18 protein-coding genes are annotated in these 20,497 nt (G+C 70.6%); 8 read left to right on the forward strand and 10 right to left on the reverse strand.

What is annotated here, in order from left to right; all coding sequences use genetic code 11:
• Positions 1–10: 10 nt before the first annotated feature.
• The 7 genes from ABCS02_RS20315 to ABCS02_RS20345 all read left to right on the forward strand — a co-directional run bounded on the left by ABCS02_RS20315 (position 11) and on the right by ABCS02_RS20345 (position 9,963).
• Entirely contained in the window at positions 11–1,333 is a 1,323-nt protein-coding gene (locus ABCS02_RS20315; protein WP_345837506.1) for an ABC transporter substrate-binding protein, read from the forward strand.
• 91 nt (positions 1,334–1,424) lie between these two features.
• Complete coding sequence (locus tag ABCS02_RS20320) at positions 1,425–2,348, forward strand: sugar ABC transporter permease (protein ID WP_345837507.1); 924 nt, start codon at positions 1,425–1,427, stop codon at positions 2,346–2,348.
• Positions 2,345–3,181 carry a carbohydrate ABC transporter permease gene (locus tag ABCS02_RS20325; RefSeq protein WP_345837508.1) on the forward strand — a complete coding sequence of 279 codons (837 nt, stop codon included), beginning with the start codon at positions 2,345–2,347 and terminating at the stop codon, positions 3,179–3,181. Before ABCS02_RS20320 ends, ABCS02_RS20325 begins: the two co-directional genes overlap by 4 nt.
• 51 nt (positions 3,182–3,232) lie before the next feature.
• Positions 3,233–5,518 carry a family 78 glycoside hydrolase catalytic domain gene (locus ABCS02_RS20330; RefSeq protein ID WP_345837509.1) on the forward strand — a complete coding sequence of 762 codons (2,286 nt, stop codon included), beginning with the start codon at positions 3,233–3,235 and terminating at the stop codon, positions 5,516–5,518.
• Entirely contained in the window at positions 5,511–6,923 is a 1,413-nt protein-coding gene (locus ABCS02_RS20335; RefSeq protein ID WP_345837510.1) for an RICIN domain-containing protein, read from the forward strand. The genes ABCS02_RS20330 and ABCS02_RS20335 overlap by 8 nt, the downstream gene beginning before the upstream one ends.
• Positions 6,924–6,927: 4 nt before the next feature.
• Entirely contained in the window at positions 6,928–8,460 is a 1,533-nt protein-coding gene (locus ABCS02_RS20340; RefSeq protein WP_345837511.1) for an alpha-N-arabinofuranosidase, read from the forward strand.
• Positions 8,461–8,523: 63 nt separating this feature from the next.
• Positions 8,524–9,963 (forward strand): family 43 glycosylhydrolase, encoded by a 1,440-nt coding sequence (locus tag ABCS02_RS20345; protein WP_345837512.1) that lies wholly within the window; start codon positions 8,524–8,526, stop codon positions 9,961–9,963.
• A gap of 10 nt (positions 9,964–9,973) precedes the next feature.
• Here ABCS02_RS20345 and ABCS02_RS20350 read toward each other — a convergent pair whose 3' ends face one another.
• Positions 9,974–11,785 (reverse strand): ABC-F family ATP-binding cassette domain-containing protein, encoded by a 1,812-nt coding sequence (locus ABCS02_RS20350; RefSeq protein ID WP_345837513.1) that lies wholly within the window; start codon positions 11,783–11,785, stop codon positions 9,974–9,976.
• A gap of 35 nt (positions 11,786–11,820) precedes the next feature.
• Between ABCS02_RS20350 and ABCS02_RS20355 the strand changes: the two genes are divergently transcribed.
• Entirely contained in the window at positions 11,821–12,381 is a 561-nt protein-coding gene (locus tag ABCS02_RS20355) for a hypothetical protein (RefSeq protein WP_345837514.1), read from the forward strand.
• Positions 12,382–12,459: 78 nt separating this feature from the next.
• Here the strand turns inward: ABCS02_RS20355 and ABCS02_RS20360 are convergent, their stop codons facing one another.
• The 9 genes from ABCS02_RS20360 to rsmA form a co-directional block, all read right to left on the reverse strand.
• The gene (locus ABCS02_RS20360) at positions 12,460–12,768 is read right to left on the reverse strand and encodes a DUF427 domain-containing protein (protein ID WP_345837515.1); all 309 of its coding nucleotides are present in this window, start codon (positions 12,766–12,768) and stop codon (positions 12,460–12,462) included.
• A 112-nt stretch (positions 12,769–12,880) separates the two neighbouring features.
• On the reverse strand, positions 12,881–13,789 hold the full coding sequence (locus ABCS02_RS20365) for an ABC transporter substrate-binding protein (RefSeq protein WP_345837516.1): 909 nt from the start codon (positions 13,787–13,789) through the stop codon (positions 12,881–12,883).
• Positions 13,790–13,845: 56 nt separating this feature from the next.
• Complete coding sequence (locus ABCS02_RS20370) at positions 13,846–14,559, reverse strand: ABC transporter permease (protein ID WP_345837517.1); 714 nt, start codon at positions 14,557–14,559, stop codon at positions 13,846–13,848.
• The gene (locus ABCS02_RS20375) at positions 14,556–15,236 is read right to left on the reverse strand and encodes an ABC transporter permease subunit (protein ID WP_345837518.1); all 681 of its coding nucleotides are present in this window, start codon (positions 15,234–15,236) and stop codon (positions 14,556–14,558) included. The genes ABCS02_RS20370 and ABCS02_RS20375 overlap by 4 nt, the downstream gene beginning before the upstream one ends.
• A complete protein-coding gene (locus ABCS02_RS20380; RefSeq protein WP_345837519.1) occupies positions 15,233–16,072 on the reverse strand; it encodes an ATP-binding cassette domain-containing protein in 840 nt (279 codons plus the stop codon). The genes ABCS02_RS20375 and ABCS02_RS20380 overlap by 4 nt, the downstream gene beginning before the upstream one ends.
• A gap of 134 nt (positions 16,073–16,206) precedes the next feature.
• Positions 16,207–17,517: a GNAT family N-acetyltransferase gene (locus tag ABCS02_RS20385; RefSeq protein WP_345837520.1), complete on the reverse strand. Its 1,311-nt coding sequence runs from the start codon at positions 17,515–17,517 to the stop codon at positions 16,207–16,209.
• Complete coding sequence (locus ABCS02_RS20390) at positions 17,514–18,473, reverse strand: 4-(cytidine 5'-diphospho)-2-C-methyl-D-erythritol kinase (protein ID WP_345837521.1); 960 nt, start codon at positions 18,471–18,473, stop codon at positions 17,514–17,516. The genes ABCS02_RS20385 and ABCS02_RS20390 overlap by 4 nt, the downstream gene beginning before the upstream one ends.
• Positions 18,470–19,543, reverse strand: coding sequence for an aldo/keto reductase (locus ABCS02_RS20395; RefSeq protein ID WP_345837522.1), 1,074 nt, complete (start codon positions 19,541–19,543; stop codon positions 18,470–18,472). The genes ABCS02_RS20390 and ABCS02_RS20395 overlap by 4 nt, the downstream gene beginning before the upstream one ends.
• A gap of 10 nt (positions 19,544–19,553) precedes the next feature.
• A complete protein-coding gene (gene rsmA, locus ABCS02_RS20400; RefSeq protein ID WP_345837523.1) occupies positions 19,554–20,417 on the reverse strand; it encodes a 16S rRNA (adenine(1518)-N(6)/adenine(1519)-N(6))-dimethyltransferase RsmA in 864 nt (287 codons plus the stop codon).
• Between the last annotated feature and the right edge of the window lie 80 nt (positions 20,418–20,497).

Consider the following 20,497-nt stretch of genomic DNA (forward strand, 5'->3'; position numbering starts at 1 on the left):
GGAGGTAAGCATGGGTCCCCGCACCCCGATTCGAACGCTCGTCGCTTTTGGAGCGATCGCCGTGGCGGCCACCACCCTGGCCGCGTGCTCGAGCGCCGGCAGCTCGGCCGGCGACGGTGGCAAGGTCACGATCACGTACCAGACCGAGAACAGCCCCGGCACCACCGATGCCGCGCAGAAGTTCGTCGCCGCGTTCGAGAAGGCCAACCCGAACATCACGGTCAAGCTCGACACCCGCCCCCAGGGCACCGACGGCGACAACCTCATCAAGACCCAGCTGTCGACGGGCGAGGAGGACGACGTCTTCCTCTACAACAGCGGCTCGCTCCTGCAGGCGCTCCACCCGGACGACACCCTCGTCGACCTGTCCGGCGAGTCCTGGGCCAGCGCCGTCCTGCCCGACTTCAAGAACGCCGTCAGCACCGACAAGGGCATGTACGGCGCCCCGTGGGGCACGAGCCTCGCGGGCGGCGTCATGTACAACAAGAAGGTCTACGACCAGCTCGGCCTGACCGTGCCCACGACCTGGGCCGACTTCATCGCAAACAGCAAGAAGATCAAGGATGCCGGCATCGTGCCGATCCTGCAGACCTACGGCGACACGTGGACGAGCCAGCTCTTCGTCCTCGGCGACTTCGCCAACGTCACGGCCCAGGACCCGAACTGGGCGCAGCAGTACAACGCGAACGACCCGAACGCGAAGTACTCGAAGCAGCCGGCTCTGCAGGGCTTCCTCAACACCCAGGACGTCTTCACGCAGGGCCTCGTGAACCAGGACTACGCGTCCCTCACGAACGTCAACGGCCTCAAGGAGCTCGCGCTGGGAACCGCCGCGCAGTACCCGATCCTCAGCAGCACACTGGCGAGCCTCCAGCAGAGCAACCCCGACAAGGTCAACGACATCGGCTTCTTCGCGCTCCCCGCGCAGAGCGCCGCCAACACCCGCCTGACGATGTGGGAGCCCAACGGCCTCTACATCCCGAAGTCGACCACTGGCGCCAAGCTCGACGCCGCCAAGAAGCTGGTCGCGTTCGCGAGCAGCACCGAGGCGTGTGACATCCAGGCCCAGGCGACGTTGCCGACCGGACCGTTCTCGACGTCGGCGTGCAAGCTGCCGGCCGACGTGCCGCCGCTGGTGAACGACGAGCAGAAGTACGTCGACAACAAGCAGACCGGTCTCGCCCTCGAGTTCCTCTCCCCCATCAAGGGACCGAACCTCGAGAAGATCCTCATCGCCGTCGGCTCGGGACAGTCGACCGCGCAGCAGGGCGCCGCACTGTACGACGACGACGTCAAGAAGCAGGCGGAGCAGCTCGGCATCCCCGGCTGGTAAGCCGCGCAGCCCTGCTCGAGAACCCGCAGGGGCCGGTCCTCACCGGCCGGCCTCTGCGGCCCACCCTCGCTCGGTGAGGAGCAAGAGAACGATGACAACCAACGCACTTCCGGTCCAGACCGTGGCCCGACTCTCCCGACGCGGCATCGCATCCCGCACGCGCCGCAGCATCTACCCCTCGTGGTTCTACATCCCCGCGATCGCCCTCTACGTGGTCTTCTTCGCGGTGCCGACGTTCGCGAGCTTCTACTTCGCGATGACCCGCTGGTCGCTCTTCGAGGCGAAGTTCATCGGATTCGAGAACTTCGTCGAGTTCTTCCAGGACCCCCAGCTCGTCAGCGGCTTCATCCACACCTTCGAGTACGGCTTCATCACCTCGGCCGCCAAGGTGGTCCTCGGACTCGCCCTCGCGGTTCTGCTGACCTCGCCCGTGATCGGCCGCGGCTACCTGCGCGCCGTCGTGTTCTTCCCCGTCCTCGTGTCGACGATCGGCGTCGGGTTCGTCTTCAAGTCGCTCCTGGACCCCTTCCACGGCATGGTCAACGCGGTGCTCGGCGCCGTGGGGCTGCCGCAGCCGGGCTGGCTGACGGATCCCAACATGGCGCTGCTCACGATCGCCGGCATCGACGTCTGGAAGGGCGTCGGGATCGCCACGCTCATCTTCATGGCCGGGATCGTCGCGATCCCGCAGGAGTACTACGAGGCCGCCCGCATGGACGGCGCCTCGGGCTGGCGGATCTTCCGCGCCATCACGCTGCCCCTCTCCCGCCCCGCGATGGCGACCGTCATCATCCTGTCGCTCATCAGCGGCCTGCGGTCGTTCGACCTCATCTGGGCGACCACCGGCGGCGGACCGGGCTTCGCCAGCGACGTCATCGCCTCCGTCATCTACAAGGAGTACCAGTCCGGCTTCTTCGGGCTCTCCACGGCGGGCAACGTCATCCTCTTCCTCGTGGTCGCCGCCGTCATGGTGCCGATCTCCTGGTTCTTCAACCGTCGGGAGGTCGAGCTGTGAGCCGCCGGCTGCAGATTCAGCGCTGGGTGGTCGGCATCGTCGCCATCCTCGTCTCGGTCGTCATCTTCCTCGTGCCCTTCACCTTCGTCGTCCTCCAGGCGGCGAAGAACCCGGGTGAGGCGTCGGACATGAACTTCGACCTGCCGAGCACGTGGCACTTCTGGGACAACCTCGTCGCCGTCTTCCAGTCCAACGACGGCGTCATCGTGACGGCGTTCATCAACAGCACCGTGCTGACGATCTTCAGCGTCATCATCATGGTGGTCTTCGCGGCGATGGTCGGCTACGTCCTGCAGCGCAAGAAGACCCGCTGGAACCCGCTCATCAACTTCTTCGTGCTGGCCGGGCTGATCGTTCCCCCCGCCGTCGTGCCGACGATCTGGGTGCTCCAGGGCACCGGGCTGTTCAAGACCATGCTCGGCGGCATTCTGATCGAGGCCACCTTCGGCCTGTCGTTCTGCATCCTGCTGTTCCGCGCGTTCGTCGCGACGATCCCGCGGGAGCTCGATGAGGCGTCCACGATCGATGGCGCCGGCCCCTTGCGGATCTTCTTCCAGGTGATCCTGCCGCTGCTGCGGCCGGTCGTCGTCACGGTCGTCGTCGTGCAGGCGGTCGCCGTGTTCAACGACTTCGCGAACCCCCTGTACTTCCTGCCCGGCAGCGATCTGGCCACCGTGCAGCTCACTCTCTACAACTTCCAGAGCCAGTCCCTGAGCGAGTTCAACCTGCTCTTCATGGACATCCTGCTCATCACGATCCCGCCGCTCGTGCTCTACGTCTTCTTCAACCGCCAGATCGTCGCCGGCATGACCAGCGGAGCGATCAAGGGCTAGGCGCGGATCTTTCGACTTCGACCCGTAGACCCGTAGACCCGTAAGGACACCATGACCTGGCATGCCCGGATGATCGCCGCCGACGAGGATTTCGACGGGGCCCCGCACCTTCGGAAGGAGTTCTCCCTCACGGGCGGCTCGAGTGCGGTGCGCTCCGCGGAGCTGGTGCTGTCCGCGTTCGGACTCGTCGAGGCGCAGCTCAACGGGATGCCGGTCTCGGACACCCTGCTCACCCCGGGCTGGACGAGCTACCAGTGGCGCCTGCGCTACGCGCGGTACGACGTGACCTCCCTCCTCGACGCGACGAACGTGCTGGGCCTGACGCTCGGCAACGGGTGGTACCGCGGCCGCCTCACGTGGCTCGGCTCGCGCGCGCTCTACGGGGACGAGCTCGGCGGGTTCGCGGAACTGACGATCACGTACGAGGACGGCAGCACGCAGCGGATCGTCTCCGACGACACGTGGCGCTCGGGCCCGAGCGCGATCCTCGCCAACGACATCTACGACGGCGAGACGATCGACGCCCGGCTCCGCGACGACGCCTGGCTCCGGCCCGGATTCGACGACAGCGCGTGGCGCGGGGTCCATGAGCTCGCGCTCGACACGTCCGTGCTCACGCCCTACATCGGCCCCGAGGTCGTGCGGACGCAGGAGGTGCCGGCGCGCAAGATCTGGACCTCGCCGTCCGGACGCACGCTCGTGGACTTCGGGCAGAACCTCGTCGGCTGGGTGCGGGTCACCGCGCAGGGGCCCGCGGGGACCGAGATCGTGCTCCGCCACGCGGAGGTGCTCGAGCACGACGAGCTGGGCCTGCGCCCGCTGCGCTCCGCCCGCGCCGAGGACCGCTACGTCCTCAGCGGCGGGGTGGACGTCTTCGAGCCGACCTTCACGTTCCACGGCTTCCGCTACGCCGAGGTCGAGGGCTGGCCCGGCGAGCTGCGGCCGGAGGACCTCACGGCGGTGGTCGTGGGCTCCGCGCTCGACCGCATCGGGACCTTCGTCAGCTCCGACCCCCTGCTCAATCAGCTCCACGAGAACGTCGTCTGGGCGATGCGCGGCAACTTCGTCGACGTGCCCACCGACTGCCCGCAGCGCGACGAGCGCCTGGGCTGGACCGGGGACGTCTCGGCCTTCGCGCCCACGGCGGCGTACCTTTTCGACGTCGGGAACTTCCTCCGCGACTGGCTGCACGACGTCACGGTGGAGCAGGAGCACCTCGGCGGGGTGATCCCGTTCGTCATCCCCGATGCCATCACCCTGACCGAGCAGGTGCTCGAGTTCGGCGTCCCGGACGCGACCGCGATCTGGAGCGACGCCGGCGTGTGGGTGCCCTGGGCGCTCTGGCAGGCGTACGGCGACGCGCGCGTGCTCGAGGACCAGTACGGCTCGATGCTCGCGCACGTCCGGCGGGTCGAGTCCCTCCTCTCCCCCACCGGGCTGTGGGACACGGGGTTCCAGTTCGGCGACTGGCTCGACCCCGATGCCCCGCCGCAGGAGCCGGCGCTCGCGAAGGCGGATCCGGGAGTGGTGGCGACCGCGTGCGCGTACCGCTCCGCGACCCTCGTCGCCGAGACGGCGGCGCTCCTCGGCCGCCCGGAGCACGACGAGCTGCGAGCTCTCGCGGCCCGGCTGCGCGCGGCCTTCACCGAGCACTACGTGCGCGGCGGCATCATCCGCAGCGACTGCGCCACCGTCTACGCGCTCGCGATCGTATTCGACCTCCTCGACCCCGCGGACCTCGAGGTCGCCGGCGACCGCCTCAGCGAGCTGGTGCAGGATGCCGGCTACCGCATCTCCACCGGGTTCGCCGGCACCCCGTTCGTCACGGACGCCCTCACGATCACGGGCCACCTCGACGACGCGTACGGCCTGCTGCTGGAACGCGCGTGCCCGTCGTGGCTCTACCCCGTCACGATGGGCGCCACCACGGTCTGGGAGCGCTGGGACTCGATGCTGCCCGACGGCAGCATCAACCCCGGCCAGATGACGAGCTTCAACCACTACGCCCTGGGCGCGGTCGCCGACTGGATGCACCGATCGATCGGCGGCATCGCCCCCCTCGAGCCCGGCTACGCCCGCATCCTCGTCGCTCCGCGGCCGGGCGGCGGCCTGACGTGGGCCTCCGCCGCGCTCCGGACGCCGCACGGACCGGTCTCGGTCGACTGGCGCATCCACGACGACACGCTCATCGTCGACGTCCGCGTGCCCGAGGACACGGAGGCCGTGGTCCGGCTGCCCGGCCGGCCCGACGCCATCCTGCTGCCCGGCGCCCACACCCTGCTCGCCCCCGTCTCCGACACCGTTGCCGAGAACAGAGAGGTTCACGCACATGGATGACACCCACCGCCGACCGAGGATCCGCCGCGCCCTGTGGGCGTCGGCGGCCGCCGCGGTCCTCACCCTCGCGACCGCGCTGACGGCCGCCGCGCCGGCCACGGCGCTCACCGGCAGCAACGTGCTCTTCCACGATCCGAGCGTCATCAAGGCCGATGGCTGCTACTACGGGTTCTCCACCGGCTTCGAGAACGACAGCGACGACCCGTCCGGCGCCATCACGATCCACCGCACGTGCGACGCGACGCCGGCCACCGGGTGGAGCAAGATCGGCAACGTGTGGAGCTCCACCCCCGCGTGGATCACCACGGCGCTCGGCTCGACGCCGCCGAACATCTGGGCGCCCGACGTCGACTACTTCAACGGCGTCTACCACCTCTACTACGCCGCGTCGAAGTGGGGGACCTCGACCGCGGTCATGGGCCTCATGACGGCGAGCACTCCCGCCGGCCCCTGGACCGACCAGGGCATGGTCACGAACGTGAACTACCCGATCGACCCGGACGTGGTCCGCGGTGGAGACGGACGCCTCTACATCGCGTGGGGGTCGTTCACGGGCGGCGGCGTCTATATGCACGTCCTGGACGAGACCACCGGGAAGCTGTCGACGACCGACAACAACCTCTGGAAGATCGCCACCGGCATGGAGGGCGCCTCGATCGTCGCCGACGGCGGCTACTACTACCTCTTCGGATCCGCCGGCAACTGCTGCCAGGGCACCAACAGCACGTACTTCACGAAGGTGGGCCGAGCGACTTCGGTGACCGGGCCGTACTACGACCAGGCCGGTAACGCACTCACGAGCGGCGCGGGCACCCGCGTCCTCAGCGGCGCGTGGCCCCGGGTCGCCGCGGGCGGCGGGGATGCCTACACGGACGGGTCCTCGACCTTCCTCGCGTACCACTACTACGACGCGAACAACAACGGGCAGGCCACGCTCGACATCCGTCAGCTCACGTTCTCGGGCGGCTGGCCGATCCTCGACAGTCCGCTGGGGAAGACGAACCTCGTGCTCCAGGTCCAGCACGACTCCCGTTGCCTCGACGTCTGGGGGCTCAGCACCGCGGACGGCGCGGCGGTGGATCAGGGCAACTGCAACGGCGGGACCAACCAGCAGTGGCAGCTGCAGGCATCCGGATCCAGCTACCAGATCGTCAACGTCAACAGCGGGAAGTGCCTCCAGCCCTCCGGCAGCGCCGTCGCGGGCGCCGTCATGGTGCAGCAGACGTGCGGTACCGGCGCCACACAGCTGTGGACGATCAGCCCCACGATCGGCGCCTACCGCAGCATCGTGAACACCTCCTCGAACCTCTGCCTCGAGGTCTACGGGAACTCCACGACGAACGGTGCGGCCACGAACCTCTGGTCCTGCAACGGCGGCGCCAACCAGACCTGGCTCGTCGACTGAGGCCGTGACCGACGTCGTCCGCGTCGCGCTCGATCCGTCCCGCCGGATCGGGCCCGTCCGCCGCGAGCTCTTCGGCTCGTTCATCGAACATCTCGGTCGGGCGGTCTACGACGGGATCTACGAGCCCGGGCATCCGAGCGCCGGCCCGGACGGCTTCCGCCGCGACGTCATCGACCTCGTCCGCGAGCTCGGGGTCACCACGGTCCGCTATCCGGGAGGGAACTTCGTCTCCGGCTACCGCTGGGAGGACGGCGTCGGCCCGCGCGAGGAGCGGCCGACGCGGCTCGACCTCGCGTGGCACTCGACGGAGACGAACGAGGTCGGGCTCCACGAGTTCGCGGCGTGGCTGGAGCAGGTCGACGGCGAGCTGATGCTCGCCGTCAACTTGGGCACGCGCGGGGTCGAGGCCGCGCTCGACCTCCTCGAGTACGCGAACGCGCCGACCCCGACGACCCTGACCCGCCGTCGCGCCGCGGGCGGGCATCCAGAGCCCTTCGGGGTGCGCATCTGGTGCCTCGGGAACGAGATGGACGGGCCGTGGCAGCTCGGCCACCGCAGCGCCGACGACTACGGCAAGCTCGCCGCCGAGACCGCCCGCGCGATGCGGCAACTCGATCCGAACGTAGAACTCGTCGTGTGCGGAAGCTCCAGCGCGCACATGCCGACGTTCGGCTCGTGGGAGCGCACGGTGCTCCAGCACACCTACGAGCTCGTCGACTACGTCTCGTGCCACGCGTACTGGTACGAGAAGGACGGCGACACGGCGAGCTTCCTGGCGTCGGCCGTGGACATGGACCGCTTCATCGAGGCCGTTGTCGCCACCGCCGACGCGGTCGCCGCGGAGAAACGCAGCACGAAGAAGATGATGATCTCCTTCGACGAATGGAACGTCTGGTACCAGGAGCGCTTCGAGAGCAGCGAGCGGATCACCGACATCGCGACGTGGCCGCGGGCCCCGCGCCTCCTCGAGGACAGCTACGACGTCGCCGACGCGGTCGTCGTCGGAAGCCTCCTCATCTCGCTGCTGAACCACGCGGACCGGGTGGCGGCGGCGAGCCTCGCGCAGCTCGTCAACGTGATCGCGCCCATCATGACCGAGCCCGGCGGACCGGCCTGGCGGCAGACGACGTTCTATCCGTTCGCGCTGACGTCCCAGCGCGGTGGCGGCGTCGCGCTGGAGCCCCGGATCGAGTCGCCCACCCACCGCACCGCCGACTACGGTGAGGTGCCCCGGGTCAGCGTTGCCGCGGTCGACGGCGGCGAGACGCTGTCGATCTTCGTCGTCAACCGGAGCCCGGGCGAGGAAACGCGGCTCGACGTCGACCTCGCCGCCTTCACCGAGCTGGAGCTGACCGGCGCGCTCACGCTGGCCGATGCGGACCTCCGCGCCCGCAACACGCTCGACGATCCGGACCGTGTCACGCCCGCGGCGAACCCCACCGCGGAGTTCGCCGCGCAGCGCCTCTCCCTCACCCTCCCCGCCGCGTCGTGGTCCGTGGTCGACCTTCGGCGAATCGATACGAAAGCTGTTGTTTAAGCGCTTCAAAACTGCCAGGATGACCTCGTTCGATCCCGCACACCGAGACAACGGAGTCCCCAGATGCAGATGACAATGATGTTCGGGCGCGCTCGCGGAGCGCGCCTTCTCCTCGTGGGCGCGCTGATGCTGCTGCTCACGCTCGTCCTCAGCGGGGTGGGCGTCGCGCTCACCGCCGCACCCGCTCAGGCCCTCACCGGCGGCGATCGCATCCACGATCCCAGCGTGATCAAGGTGGGCTCCTGCTACTACGCGTTCTCGACCGGGTTCGAGAACGACCCCAACGACCCGAGCGGCGCGCCCACCACGCACCAATCGTGCGGCTCCGCGAACGGGCCGTGGACGAAGATCAACAACGTCTGGGACACCAACCCCAGCTGGATCGACACCGCGCTGCCGAACCGCTACCGGAACATCTGGGGTCCGGACATCAACTACATCAACGGCACGTATTACCTCTACTACTCGGCCGCCACGTTCAACCCCACTCCGAAGGCCGCCGTCGGCCTCGCCACCGCGTCGAGCATCACGGGACCGTGGACCGACCAGGGTGAGATCACCGACGTCAACTTCCCGATCGACCCCGATGTCATCCAGGCCCAGGACGGCAACTACTACCTCTCCACCGGCTCGTTCGGCGGCGTGTACATGCACATGCTGGACCCGGTCACCGGGAAGCTCTCCACGACGAACACGACCATGTGGTACCTGACGAAGAACACCGAAGGCACCACGATCACGTACCACGACGGGTACTACTACCTCCTCGGCTCGCGCGGCCAGTGCTGCCGCGGCGTCAACAGCACTTACTGGACCGTCGCCGCGCGCTCCACGAGCGTGACCGGCCCGTACGTCGACGCCAACGGGACGGCCATGACCGACTCGTCCGGCAACGCGGGCCTCACCGTGCTCACGGGTCCGAGCCCCAAGGTGGGCGCCGGCGGCGGTGACGTCTACACCGACGGCTCTTCGACGTATCTCGCGTACCACTACTACGACGCGAACAACAACGGCCTCGAAAGCCTCGACATCCGCAAGGTCAACTGGGCGTCGAGCGGCTGGCCGCAGTTCGATCCGCCGCTCGGAGTCACCTCCGGCTACAAGCTGCAGAACGGCAACAGCAACATGTGCGCCGACCTCTGGGGCCTCAGCACCGCACAGGACGCCCCGATCGACCAGGGCGTCTGCAACACGGGCGCGAACCAGGCGTGGAACTTCACCGCCGTCGGCAGCAACTACGAGATCGTCAGCGCCTACAGCGGCCTGTGCCTGGAGATGTACGGGTTCTCGACGGCGAACGGCACCGCGGCGACGCAGCACATGTGCAACGCCGGCACGAACCAGCTGTGGACCAAGACCGCCACGGTCGGCGGCTACGTCACCCTCGTCAACGTCAACAGCGGCAAGTGCCTCGAGGTCTACGGCAACTCGACCGCGAACGGCGCCGGCATGAACCAGTGGACCTGCAACGGAGGCCGCAACCAGCAGTGGCTCATGGGGTAGCCCCCTCGCGTCAGCCGACGAGCTCCGACAGCTCGAACCAGCGCTCCTCCAGTGTGGCCTGCTCGGCCTCGACGGCGCGGAGCTCGTCGGCCAGACGCCCGAGTCCGGCGTAGTCGCTCTGATCATGAGCGGCCATCCGCTCGTGGACCTCGGCAACCCGCTCGGCAAGGCGTTCGAGCTTTCGCTCGGCGGCGGCGAGCTCCTTGCGGGCCGCGCGCTCGTCGGCGCCCGACAGGCCGGATCCCACCGCGGCGGACGTGCTCGACCCCCCGGCGGGACGAGCGGTCCGCTCCTCGAGCGCGCGGAGGCGGAGGTATTCGTCGACGCCGCCGGGGAGGTGCCGGAGGCGGCCCGCGCCGTCGGCGCCGGGGAGGATGGCGAACTGCTGGTCCGTGACCCGCTCCAGGAAGTAGCGGTCGTGGCTCACGACCAGCAGCGTTCCGGGCCAGGAGTCGAGCAGGTCCTCCATCGCGGCGAGCATGTCGGTGTCGAGGTCGTTCGTGGGCTCGTCGAGGATCAGGACGTTCGGCTGGTCGAGCAGGATCAGCAGCAGCTGCAGCCGGCGGCGCTGGCCTCCGGAGAGATCCTTCACGGGAGTGGAGAGCTGTGCGCTCGCGAAGCCGAGACGCTCCAGGAGCTGCGAGGGCGTCAGCTCCTGGGCCTTCGACCCGGCACCGAACGTGTAGCTCGTCCGCAGGCCCGCCAGCACGGTACGCACCGGGTCGTTCAGATGCTCCTCGAGCTCGTCGAGCCGCTGCGTGAGGGTCGCGACCTTCACGGTCTTGCCGCGCTTCACGCGGCCGGAGGACGGGAGGACCGAGCCGTCCACGAGCCCGAGGAGCGTCGACTTGCCGGCGCCGTTGACCCCGAGGATGCCGGTCCGCTCCCCCGGCGCGATCCGCCACTCGACATCCCGCAGCACCGTCGTGTCGCCGTAGGCGACGGACGCGTCGAGCAGATCGACGACGTCCTTGCCGAGCCGCGAGACGGCGAGCGAGCGCAGCTGCACCGCGTCGCGGATCTCCGGCACGTCCGCGATGAGGGCGTTCGCCGCGTCGATGCGGAACTTCGGCTTCGACGTGCGGGCCGGGGCGCCGCGGCGCAGCCACGCGAGCTCCTTCCGCGCGAGGTTCTGGCGGCGTGCCTCCGTGGCCGCCGCCATCCGGTCGCGCTCGACGCGCTGCAGGATGTACGCCGCGTAGCCGCCCTCGAACGGCTCGACGATCCGGTCGTGGACCTCCCACGTCGCGGTGCACACCTCGTCGAGGAACCAGCGATCGTGGGTGACGACGAGCAGCCCGCCCGCGTTCGCGGCCCACCGACGCTTCAGGTGCTCGGCGAGCCAGGCGATCGCCTCCACGTCGAGGTGATTGGTCGGCTCGTCCAACGCCAGGATGTCGTGGTCCCCCACCAGCAGCCCGGCGAGCGCGACCCGGCGGCGCTGACCGCCCGAGAGCGACCCGATCGCGGCATCCCACGGCAGGTCGCCGACGAGGCCGGCGATCACGTCTCGCGTGCGCGGGTTGCCGGCCCACTCGTGCTCCGGGGTGTCGCCGACGACCGCGGCGCCCACCGTCCGGTCGTCGTCGAGGGTGTCGGCCTGGTCGAGCACGCCGATCGTCACACCGCCGCGCACGGTGACCCGCCCGCCGTCGGGCTCGCGCCGGCCGGCGAGCATCGCCAGCAGGCTCGACTTGCCGTCGCCGTTGCGGCCGACGATCCCGATGCGGTCGCCCTCGTTCACGCCGAGGGTGACGGCATCGAAGACGACCTTGGTGGGGTATTCGAGATGCAGGGCTTCGGCCCCGAGGAGATGCGCCATCACGACAAGCGTACGGACCCCGCTACAGTCGGCATGTGCGCAGAACCGCCTCGACCCTCCTCGCCCTGATCTTCGTCGCGACGGCCACGGCCGGCTGCGCCGCCGCCACCCCGGTGCCGACGGGCTCCGCCACGGCGGCTCCCGCGCCGACCAACAGCCCCGCGTGCGCGGCCACCGATGAGGGCACCGGCGAGATCGCCCTGCTCGTGGCGCAGGGCGGGTTCGGCAGCGACTACATGGTCGCGGACATCTCCTCCGTCTACACGGGCGTGAAGACGACCCAGCGCAGCGTCCGGATCCCCGGCGACGCCGGCCCCGCCGCCCAGCCGGGAAGCACCGTGACCGCCGACTACGCGATCTTCAACGGCGTGACCGGCGCGGAGATCGTGACGACCGTCGGCGGCTCGCCGCAGAAGTTCGTGCTCGACCCGGCGCAGACGCCCGTCGGCATCGTGAAGGTGCTCACGTGCGCGACCCCGAACACGCGCCTCGCGGGCATCATCCCCGCCAGCGAGGGCTTCACCACCCCGCCGCCCGGCTTCCCCACCGGCGTGCCGCTGCTCGTCGTCGCCGACGTCCGCTCCGTCACCAACTAGTACTCACCCGCGCGAGACTCGGCATCCGCGGTGAGACACGAGTCTCGCGGATGGCAACCGCCCCGGGCGGACGCGCGGTCAGTCGTCGAGGACGCGGACGCCGCGCCAGAAGGCGACGTGGCCCGAGAAGTCGGTGCCGACCTTGTCGATCGCGCTCGGGTACGGCTCGGGGTAGCTCCACGCCACGTCCTGCAGGACCTCGCCCTCCGGCGTGCGCACGGACCAGTACTGGCACTCGCCCTTCCACGCGCACGTGTAGGGGGTCGGGGTCGACTCCAGGATGCCCGGGGTCACACTCCCGGCGGGGAAGTACCAGTTGCCCTCGATGGAGACGAGATCCTCCCGGGGGGCTTCGGCGATCACGAGATCGCCCACCACTGCACGCATCGTTCCTCCTGGGTCCCTGGGCGAGCGCCGTCCGTGGGCGAGCCTACCCTCGCCCGGGACGACGAGGGCCGCCCGGGACGATTCCCGGACGGCCCTCAGACGCGCGAGGAGATCAGGGCAGGTTGTTCTGCTGCAGCCACTGCTTCGCGATGTCGGCCGCCGACTTCTGGTCGACCGTGCTCTGCACGTTCAGCGCGACGAGGCCCGCAGGCGTGAGGGCCGCGCTCACCTTGTTGATCGTGGGCGCGATCTTGTCCGCGATGTTCTTGCTCACGAGCGGCACGACGTTCGACGCGAGGATCAGGCCCTTCGGGTCGGACAGCGACTTCAGGTGGTCGGTCGCGATCTTCGGGTCGGCCGTGAAGACGTCCGCCACGTTGACGTTGCCCGCCACGAGATCCTCGACGGTCGTGTCGCCGGTCGCCTTGAACCCGACGTCGATGCCGTACGTGCTCTTCAGGCCCGTCGGGCCGTAGGGACGCTGCGCGAGCTCCGGCGGGCCGCCGAGCGTGAGCGGCACGGTGACCTTCGACAGGTCGGCGATCGTGTTGAGGCCGTACTGGTCGGCGAAGGCCTGCGTGACCGTGTACGAGTCCTGATCGGTCGCGGTCGACTGGTCGAGCACCGTCAGGTTCGCCGGCAGGGCCTTCTGGAGCGCGGCGTAGACCGCGTCAGGCGAGGTCTCGGTCGCGGTCTTGTCGTAGTACTGCAGCAGGTTGCCGGTGTACTCCGGGAACACCGTGACGCTGCCGTTCTCGAGCGACGGCAGGTACGCGTCGCGCTGGCCGATGTTGAACTGGCGCTGGACCGTGAAGCCGGCGCCCTCGAGCGCCTGGGCGTAGATCTCCGCGATGATCTCGTTCGAGTAGTAGGCCTGCGAGCCGACCACGATCGTGTCGCTCGAGCCGGAACTGGTGGGGGCCGCGAGCGGGTTGCTCGACGCGCAGCCGGCGAGCACGAGGGCCGTCGCCGCGATAGCGGCGCCGAGGCCGGCGAGCCGGGTGATGCGACGTGTGGACATCGTCTTCTCCTCTTTCTTCGGTGTGATGCGGGGTCTGGTGCGGGTCTCGTGCGGGTCTAGGTGGCGGGGGACGGAACGGGGCGGGCGGCGCGGCGGCTCTTCCGGACGCGGACGCCGCGCGGGACGACGAGCCGCTGCAGGATCGCGAAGATCCCGTCCAGCACGAGGGCGAGGGCCGCGACGAGGATGGCGCCGCCGAGCACCATGTCGAGCCGGCGCAGCGGCAGCCCCGTGATGATGTACGTGCCGAGACCGCCGAGCCCCACGTACGCCGCGATCGTCACGGTCGCGACGACCTGGAGCGTCGCCGCGCGGAGGCCGCCGATCAGCAGGGGGAGCCCGAGGGGCACCTCGACGCGCCACAGGATCTGCCACTCCGTCATCCCGACGGCGCGCGCCGCGTCGATCGTCGACCGGTCGATCGCCTCCAGCCCGCTGTACGCGCCGGCGAGCAGGGACGGGATCGCCAGGATCACGAACGTCACGACCGCCGCCTCCGGCTTGTGGAGGACGCCGAAGACGAGGACGAGCAGGATCAGGAGGCCGAACGAGGGGATCGCGCGCGCGGCGCCGGAGATGACGACCGCGATGTCGCGGCCGCGCCCGGTGTGGCCGACGAGCCAGCCGAGCGGGACGGCGATGACCGCCGCGACGAGCACGGAGCCGAACGTGAACAGGAGCTGCTGCCCGAGGGCCTCCGGGATGCTCGGGAGGCCCGGGAGCTGTTGCCCGGAGAAGATCCACGCGATCGCGTCGAGGTACGGGTTCACGCGACGCTCGCCTTCAGCGCGGCGCGCGACGCCCGCCGCCGGCCCGCGCGACGGGACCACGGCAGCAGGAGGCGGCCGAGCAGCACGAGCAGGAGGTCGAGCACGATCGCGATGACGACGACCGCGACGATGCCCGCGAGCACCTCGGGGATGATGCGCCGCTGCAGACCGTTCGTGAAGAGGTACCCCAGGTTGGAGACGCCGACCAGGATGCCGACCGTCGCGAGCGCGATCGTGCTGGCGGTCGCGACCCGGAGGCCGGCGAGGATGACGGGGGCCGCGAGCGGCAGGTCGACGGCGAAGAACCGGCGCCCGGACCCGTAGCCCATCGCGGTGGCGGCGAGCCGCACCTCGGGGTCGACGGCGTCGAGCCCGTCGACGACCGCCCGCACGAGCAGCGCGACGTTGTACACGGCGAGCGTGATGACGAGGTTGACCTCGTTGAACGCGCTGATCCCGAGCACGGTGGGCAGCAGGATCAGGAGCGCGAGCGACGGGATCGTATACAGCAGGCCGGTGACGATCACGATCGGCGCGCGCAGGAGCCGGAGGCGCCACGCGATCCATCCGAGCGGCAGCGACAGCACGACGCCAATGACGACCGCGATGAGGCTCTGCCGCAGGTGGTCGACCGAGAGCTGCAGGATGAGGTCGATGTTGTCGAAGACCCAGCTCACGACACGTCGCTCCCCGCGGTGCGCTCCTCGACGAGCACGCCCTGCGTGCGACCCTGCCCGTCGACGAGGACCGCGCCGGCGTCCGTCTGCCGGACGTGCAGGGCCCGCTTGCCCTGCTCGGCGCCGATGAAGCTCGCGACGAACTCGTTCGCGGGCGCCTCGATGATCTCGCTGGGGCTGCCGACCTGGGCGATGTGCCCGCCGACCTGGAGGATCGCGACCTGGTCGCCGAGGAGGAACGCCTCGTCGATGTCGTGGGTGACGAACACGATCGTCTTCCCGATCTCCTCCTGCAGGCGGATGAGCTCGCGCTGCAGCTCGGCGCGGACGATCGGGTCGACGGCGCCGAACGGCTCGTCCATGAGCAGGATGTTCGGGTCGGCCGCGAGCCCGCGCGCGACGCCGACCCGCTGCTGCTGGCCACCGGAGAGCTGGCTCGGATACCGGCCGGCGAGCGCGCGGTCGAGGCCCACGGTCTCCATGAGCTCGAGCGCCCGCGTGCGGGCGGCCCGGCGGCCGGTGCCCTGTAGGACCGGCACCGTCGCGATGTTGTCGACGACGGTGAAGTGCGGCAGGAGCCCGGAGTTCTGCATGACGTAGCCGATGCTGCGCCGCAGCTGCACGGGCCGGCGCTTCGCGATGTCCTCGCCGTCGATCTCGATCGTGCCGGACGTCGGGTCGACCATGCGGTTGATCATCCGCAGCAGCGTGGTCTTGCCGCAGCCGGAGGACCCCACGAAGACCGTGGTCTTGTGCGCGGGGAGGACGAGGCTGAACTCCTTCACCGCGGTCGTCCCGTCCGGGAACGTCTTCGACACGGCTCGGAACTCGATCACGCTGCGGCTCCTCCGTTCATCGGACGGGAAGGTCCCCGCCTCAGACGTGTGGTGGTTTCCGAGCGTAACCGACCCCGCCGACATGGAGCGGTGTCACGACGAACGGCGGTCATCCGGGGTAACACGCATTCCGGTCAGTACCAGAAGCTGAGGCGCGCCGGGACGTGCCAGCCGAGCACGCGCGCGGCCGCGGCGGGGTCGGATGCGCGGACGCGTCCGGCCGCGGCGAGGGTCGCGAGCGACACCGAGCCGAGGTACATCGACGACAGGTCCGCGATCGAGGTGTGCACGACGACCGCGTCGCGCGGGGCCTCGGCATCCGTCCACTCCGCCACCTCAGCGGTGCCGTCGGCGTCGGCGGCGAGGAGCCAGCGGCCGCCGGCGAGCCCGGTCGGGTCGGTCACGTCGAGCGCGAGCACGCCCGGCCCCCCATAGGCGCGCCCGGCGAGGGCGGCGCGGACGTCGAGGATGCGCAGGTAGTGGTGCTCGCGGACCGTGACCGTCGCGGCGCGCTGGTCGGCGATCATCCAGCGCACGGGCTCGGCGACCGACAGCTCGGTGGCCCGGAGCTCGGCGACCGAGTCGAGCTCGACGAGGAACCGCCACAACGCCGCGTAGGCGTCGGCATCCTCCGCCACGAGGTAGGACACCTCCGCGAGCGAGCGGGAGAAGTCCTCACGGTTCTCCTGGATCCGATAGGCGACGAGGCCGCGGACGACACCGTCGGGCGCCGTGTACCGCACCGCGCGGACCGCGGCGTCGTCGGTGACGTCGGGGCGGGTGCCGACGAGCCCGTCCCACTCGGCCGCGGGCACCACGACCTCCCCTGGCCACCCGGGACGGGCGCGCTCGTGCACCTCCGGCGCAAGCCGGCGGAGCTCGTCGCGGCTCACGAAGTCGAGCCGGCCCGAGGCCTCGGGACCGATCCAGCCCGCGCGCCGTACGTCCAGCCGCCACGCGGCGCTGTCCGCCGCGGGGCCGAAGCCGTAGCGGCCGTAGAGCGTCGACTCGGTCACGGTGAGCGAGGCCATCGGCACGCCCAGCGCCTGCGCCGTGCGCAGCTCGGCCTCCATCATCGCGCGGGCGATCCCGCGACGGTGATGCGTCGGGGCGACCGTGACGCTCGAGATCGCCCAGGAGGGGAGGATGCCGCCGGGGACGCTCAGCTCCGTCGGCCAGGACGCGATCGTGCCCACCGGCCGCTCGGGCTCCGCGCCGCGCGGGTCGTAGACGCCGGTCGTGCGGCGCTCGGCGGCGCGCTGCCGCATCGCCGCGAGCTGCGACGGGGTGCGCTCGGACTCCAGGAACCCGCGGGACTGGGACTGCGACCACGCGTCGAACGCGGCGTCGTCGTCGCCCGGCACGAGCCGGAGGTCGAGCCCGCGCGCGGCGAGCACCTCGCGCGAGCGCTCATCGACCGGCAGGTCGAGGTATCCGTCCGTCATCCCCGCGTCCCCTCGTCGCGCCCACGGCCCTGCACGGACACGATCCGCGCGCCCTCCACGGGCCCGCCGTGCACGCGGAGCGCCTGGCGCCCCTCCGCGCGGAGGTCCGCGGCGAGGTCGACCGCGTGCTCCTCGTCGCGCGTCAGGAACGCGACCGTCGGCCCGGAGCCGGACACCATGCCCGCGAGCGCGCCGAGCCGCTCCCCCGACGCCAGCGTGTCCGCGAGCTCCGGCCGCAGCTCGACGGCCGCGGACTGCAGGTCGTTCCGGATCGCCGCCGCGAGCGCCTCCGCGTCCGCGGCGCGCAGCGCCGCGAGGACGTCCGCGTGCACCTCGGGCACCGCGGGCGGGGGCGAGGCGTCGCCGCGGTCGCGCTGCGCGTCGAGCGCCCGGTAAACGTCGGGCGTCGACAGGCCCGCGGCGCTCGTCACGAGCACCCAGTCGTAGCGGCCGCTCACCTCGGCGGGCCTCAGCTCGTCCCCGCGGCCCAGGCCCACCGCCGTGCCGCCGGCGAGCGCGAACGGCACGTCCGCCCCGAGCCGCGCGGCGAGCGCGTGCAGCCGTTCGGCCGACAGGCCCGTGCCCCACAGCGCGTCGCACGCGACGAGCGCGGCCGCGGCATCCGCGGAGCCGCCGCCCATGCCGCCGGCGACCGGCACGCCCTTGCGGATCGTGAGTCGCACACCACGGCGCGTCCCCGTCTCGTCGGCGAGCAGCCGCGCCGCGCGCAGGGCGAGGTTGCTCTCGTCGAGCGGGACCCTGCCGATGTCGACGGTGCCGGCCACCTCGACGGAGAAGTCGTCGGCCGGGCGGGCCCAGAGGTCCTCGAAGAGGGAGACGGCCTGATACGCCGACGCGACGTCGTGATACCCGTCGGACCCCAGCGCGCCGACGCGGAAGAACAGGTTCAGCTTGCCCGGCGCGCGGACATGGACGGAGGCGGCTGCATCCGTCACCGGTCCGACGACTCCGCCCAGAGATTGACGTCCCGCGTTCCCGCGAAGGCGTCCGATACGGCGTCGATCCGCTCCAGCTCCTCGGCGACGAACGCCGGACCGGACAGCGCACCGAGGTTCTCGTCGAGCTGCCCCGGCGAAGAGGCGCCGATGAGGGCGGATGCCACGACCCGGTCGCGCAGGACCCACTGGATCGCGAGCTGGGCGAGCGACTGCCCGCGTGCCCGCGCGATCTCGTTCAGGGTCCGCAGCGCTGCGACGGCATCGGCGGGAAGGCTCTCCGGCGCGGAGCCCCGGACGGGTCGGCGCGCGGTGCCGTCGCCCAGGTACTTGTCGGTGAGGAGGCCCTGCGCGAGCGGGGTGAACGCGATCGCACCCAGGCCCTCCTGGCGGAGGACCCCGGTCAGCCCGTCCTCGATCCAGCGATTGAGGATCGAGTACGACGGCTGGTGGATGACGAGCGGCGTACCGAGGCTGCGCGCCACGGCGGTCGCGACCACGGTGCGTTCGGCGCTGTACGACGAGATCCCGACATAGCGCGCCTTCCCCTGCCGCACGAGCGTGTCGAGCGCGCCGATCGTCTCCTCCACCGGGGTCAGCGAGTCGACGCGGTGCGAGTAGAAGAGGTCGACGTAGTCCAGACCCATCCGGGCGAGCGAGGCGTCCGCGCTCGCGAGGAGGTACTTCCGCGAGCCGTGGTTTCCGTACGGACCGGGCCACATGTCGTAGCCGGCCTTCGACGAGACGATCAGCTCGTCGCGGTACGGACGGAAGTCCTCCCGCATCATCCGGCCGAAGTTCGTCTCCGCCGACCCGTACGGCGGACCGTAGTTGTTGGCGAGGTCGAAGTGCGTGATTCCGCGATCGAACGCGTGGCGCAGCACCGCGCGCTGCTGGTCGAAGGGCACGTTGTCGCCGAAGTTCCACCACAGCCCCAGCGAGATCGGGGGGAGGTAGAGGCCGGAAGTCCCGACCTGGCGGTAGGTCGTCGCGGCATAGCGGTCGTCCGCCGCGGTGTACGGGCGGTGGAGGTCCGGGGCGGTGAAGCGGAAGCGATCGTCCTCGGTCACGGGTCCGAGCCTAGCCGCGCACCCCCGCGGCCGGGGAGGCCTCGGCAATCCGCTGGAAATCGGGTATGGCGAGGGCCTCACCGCGGGCGGTGGGGTCGACGCCGACGCGCTCGAGGAGCACCGAGGTCTCGGCGGCGGTCGGCGCCACCGTCCCCGCCAGCGCCTGGCGCAGCATCTTCCGCCGCTGCCCGAACGCGGCGTCCACGACCGTGAACGTGCGACGGCGGAGGGCCTCGTCGCCGCGCGCGACCGGGTCGCGGTGGAACGCCACGAGCACGCTGTCGACACCCGGCACGGGCCAGAACACCTGCCGCGAGACGTTCCCGGCCAACCGCCACGGCCCGTACCACGCGGCCTTTGCACTCGGCGCGCCGTACACCCGGCTCCCGGGCGGGGCGGCCAGGCGCTCCCCCACCTCCGCCTGCACCATGACGACCCCGCGCGACAGGCGCGGGAACGTCTCGAGGAAGTGCAGGAGCACCGGCACCGAGACGTTGTACGGCAGGTTCGCGACCAGGACCGTCGGGTCGCCCGGCAGCTCCGTGACGGCGAGGGCGTCGGCGTCCACGACGGTCAGCCGTCCGTCCGGGACGCCCTGCTCGGCCGCGGTCCGCGGGAGCCGGGCGGCGAGGCGATGGTCGATCTCGACCGCCGTGACGGATGCGCCGGTCTCGAGGATCGCGAGCGTGAGGGAGCCGAGACCCGGGCCGACCTCGACCACGACGTCGTCGGGTTGGACCTCCGCGATCTGGACGATGCGACGGACCGTGCCGGGATCCACGACGAAGTTCTGGCCGAGCTTCTTGGTCGGGGTGACGTCCAGTTCGGCGGCGAGGGCGCGGATCCGCGCGGCGCCGAGGAGCTGGACGGACATGCGTTCACTGTATCCGGGGCGCGCTCGCGACATGCCCATGCGTCCGAGCCGTGAGATTCCTGGGAACGCTAGGGTGTGGT

This window comes from Microbacterium sp. X-17 (assembly GCF_039615055.1).

Coding starts and splice junctions, on each gene's coding strand:
- ABCS02_RS20315 (WP_345837506.1), top strand. CDS start 11: ATGGGTCCCCGCACCCCGATTCGAACGCTCGTCGCTTTTGGAGCGATC.
- ABCS02_RS20320 (WP_345837507.1), top strand. CDS start 1,425: ATGACAACCAACGCACTTCCGGTCCAGACCGTGGCCCGACTCTCCCGA.
- ABCS02_RS20330 (WP_345837509.1), top strand. CDS start 3,233: ATGACCTGGCATGCCCGGATGATCGCCGCCGACGAGGATTTCGACGGG.
- ABCS02_RS20335 (WP_345837510.1), top strand. CDS start 5,511: ATGGATGACACCCACCGCCGACCGAGGATCCGCCGCGCCCTGTGGGCG.
- ABCS02_RS20345 (WP_345837512.1), top strand. CDS start 8,524: ATGCAGATGACAATGATGTTCGGGCGCGCTCGCGGAGCGCGCCTTCTC.
- ABCS02_RS20350 (WP_345837513.1), bottom strand. CDS start 11,785: ATGGCGCATCTCCTCGGGGCCGAAGCCCTGCATCTCGAATACCCCACC.
- ABCS02_RS20360 (WP_345837515.1), bottom strand. CDS start 12,768: ATGCGTGCAGTGGTGGGCGATCTCGTGATCGCCGAAGCCCCCCGGGAG.
- ABCS02_RS20365 (WP_345837516.1), bottom strand. CDS start 13,789: ATGTCCACACGTCGCATCACCCGGCTCGCCGGCCTCGGCGCCGCTATC.
- ABCS02_RS20385 (WP_345837520.1), bottom strand. CDS start 17,517: ATGACGGACGGATACCTCGACCTGCCGGTCGATGAGCGCTCGCGCGAG.
- rsmA (WP_345837523.1), bottom strand. CDS start 20,417: ATGTCCGTCCAGCTCCTCGGCGCCGCGCGGATCCGCGCCCTCGCCGCC.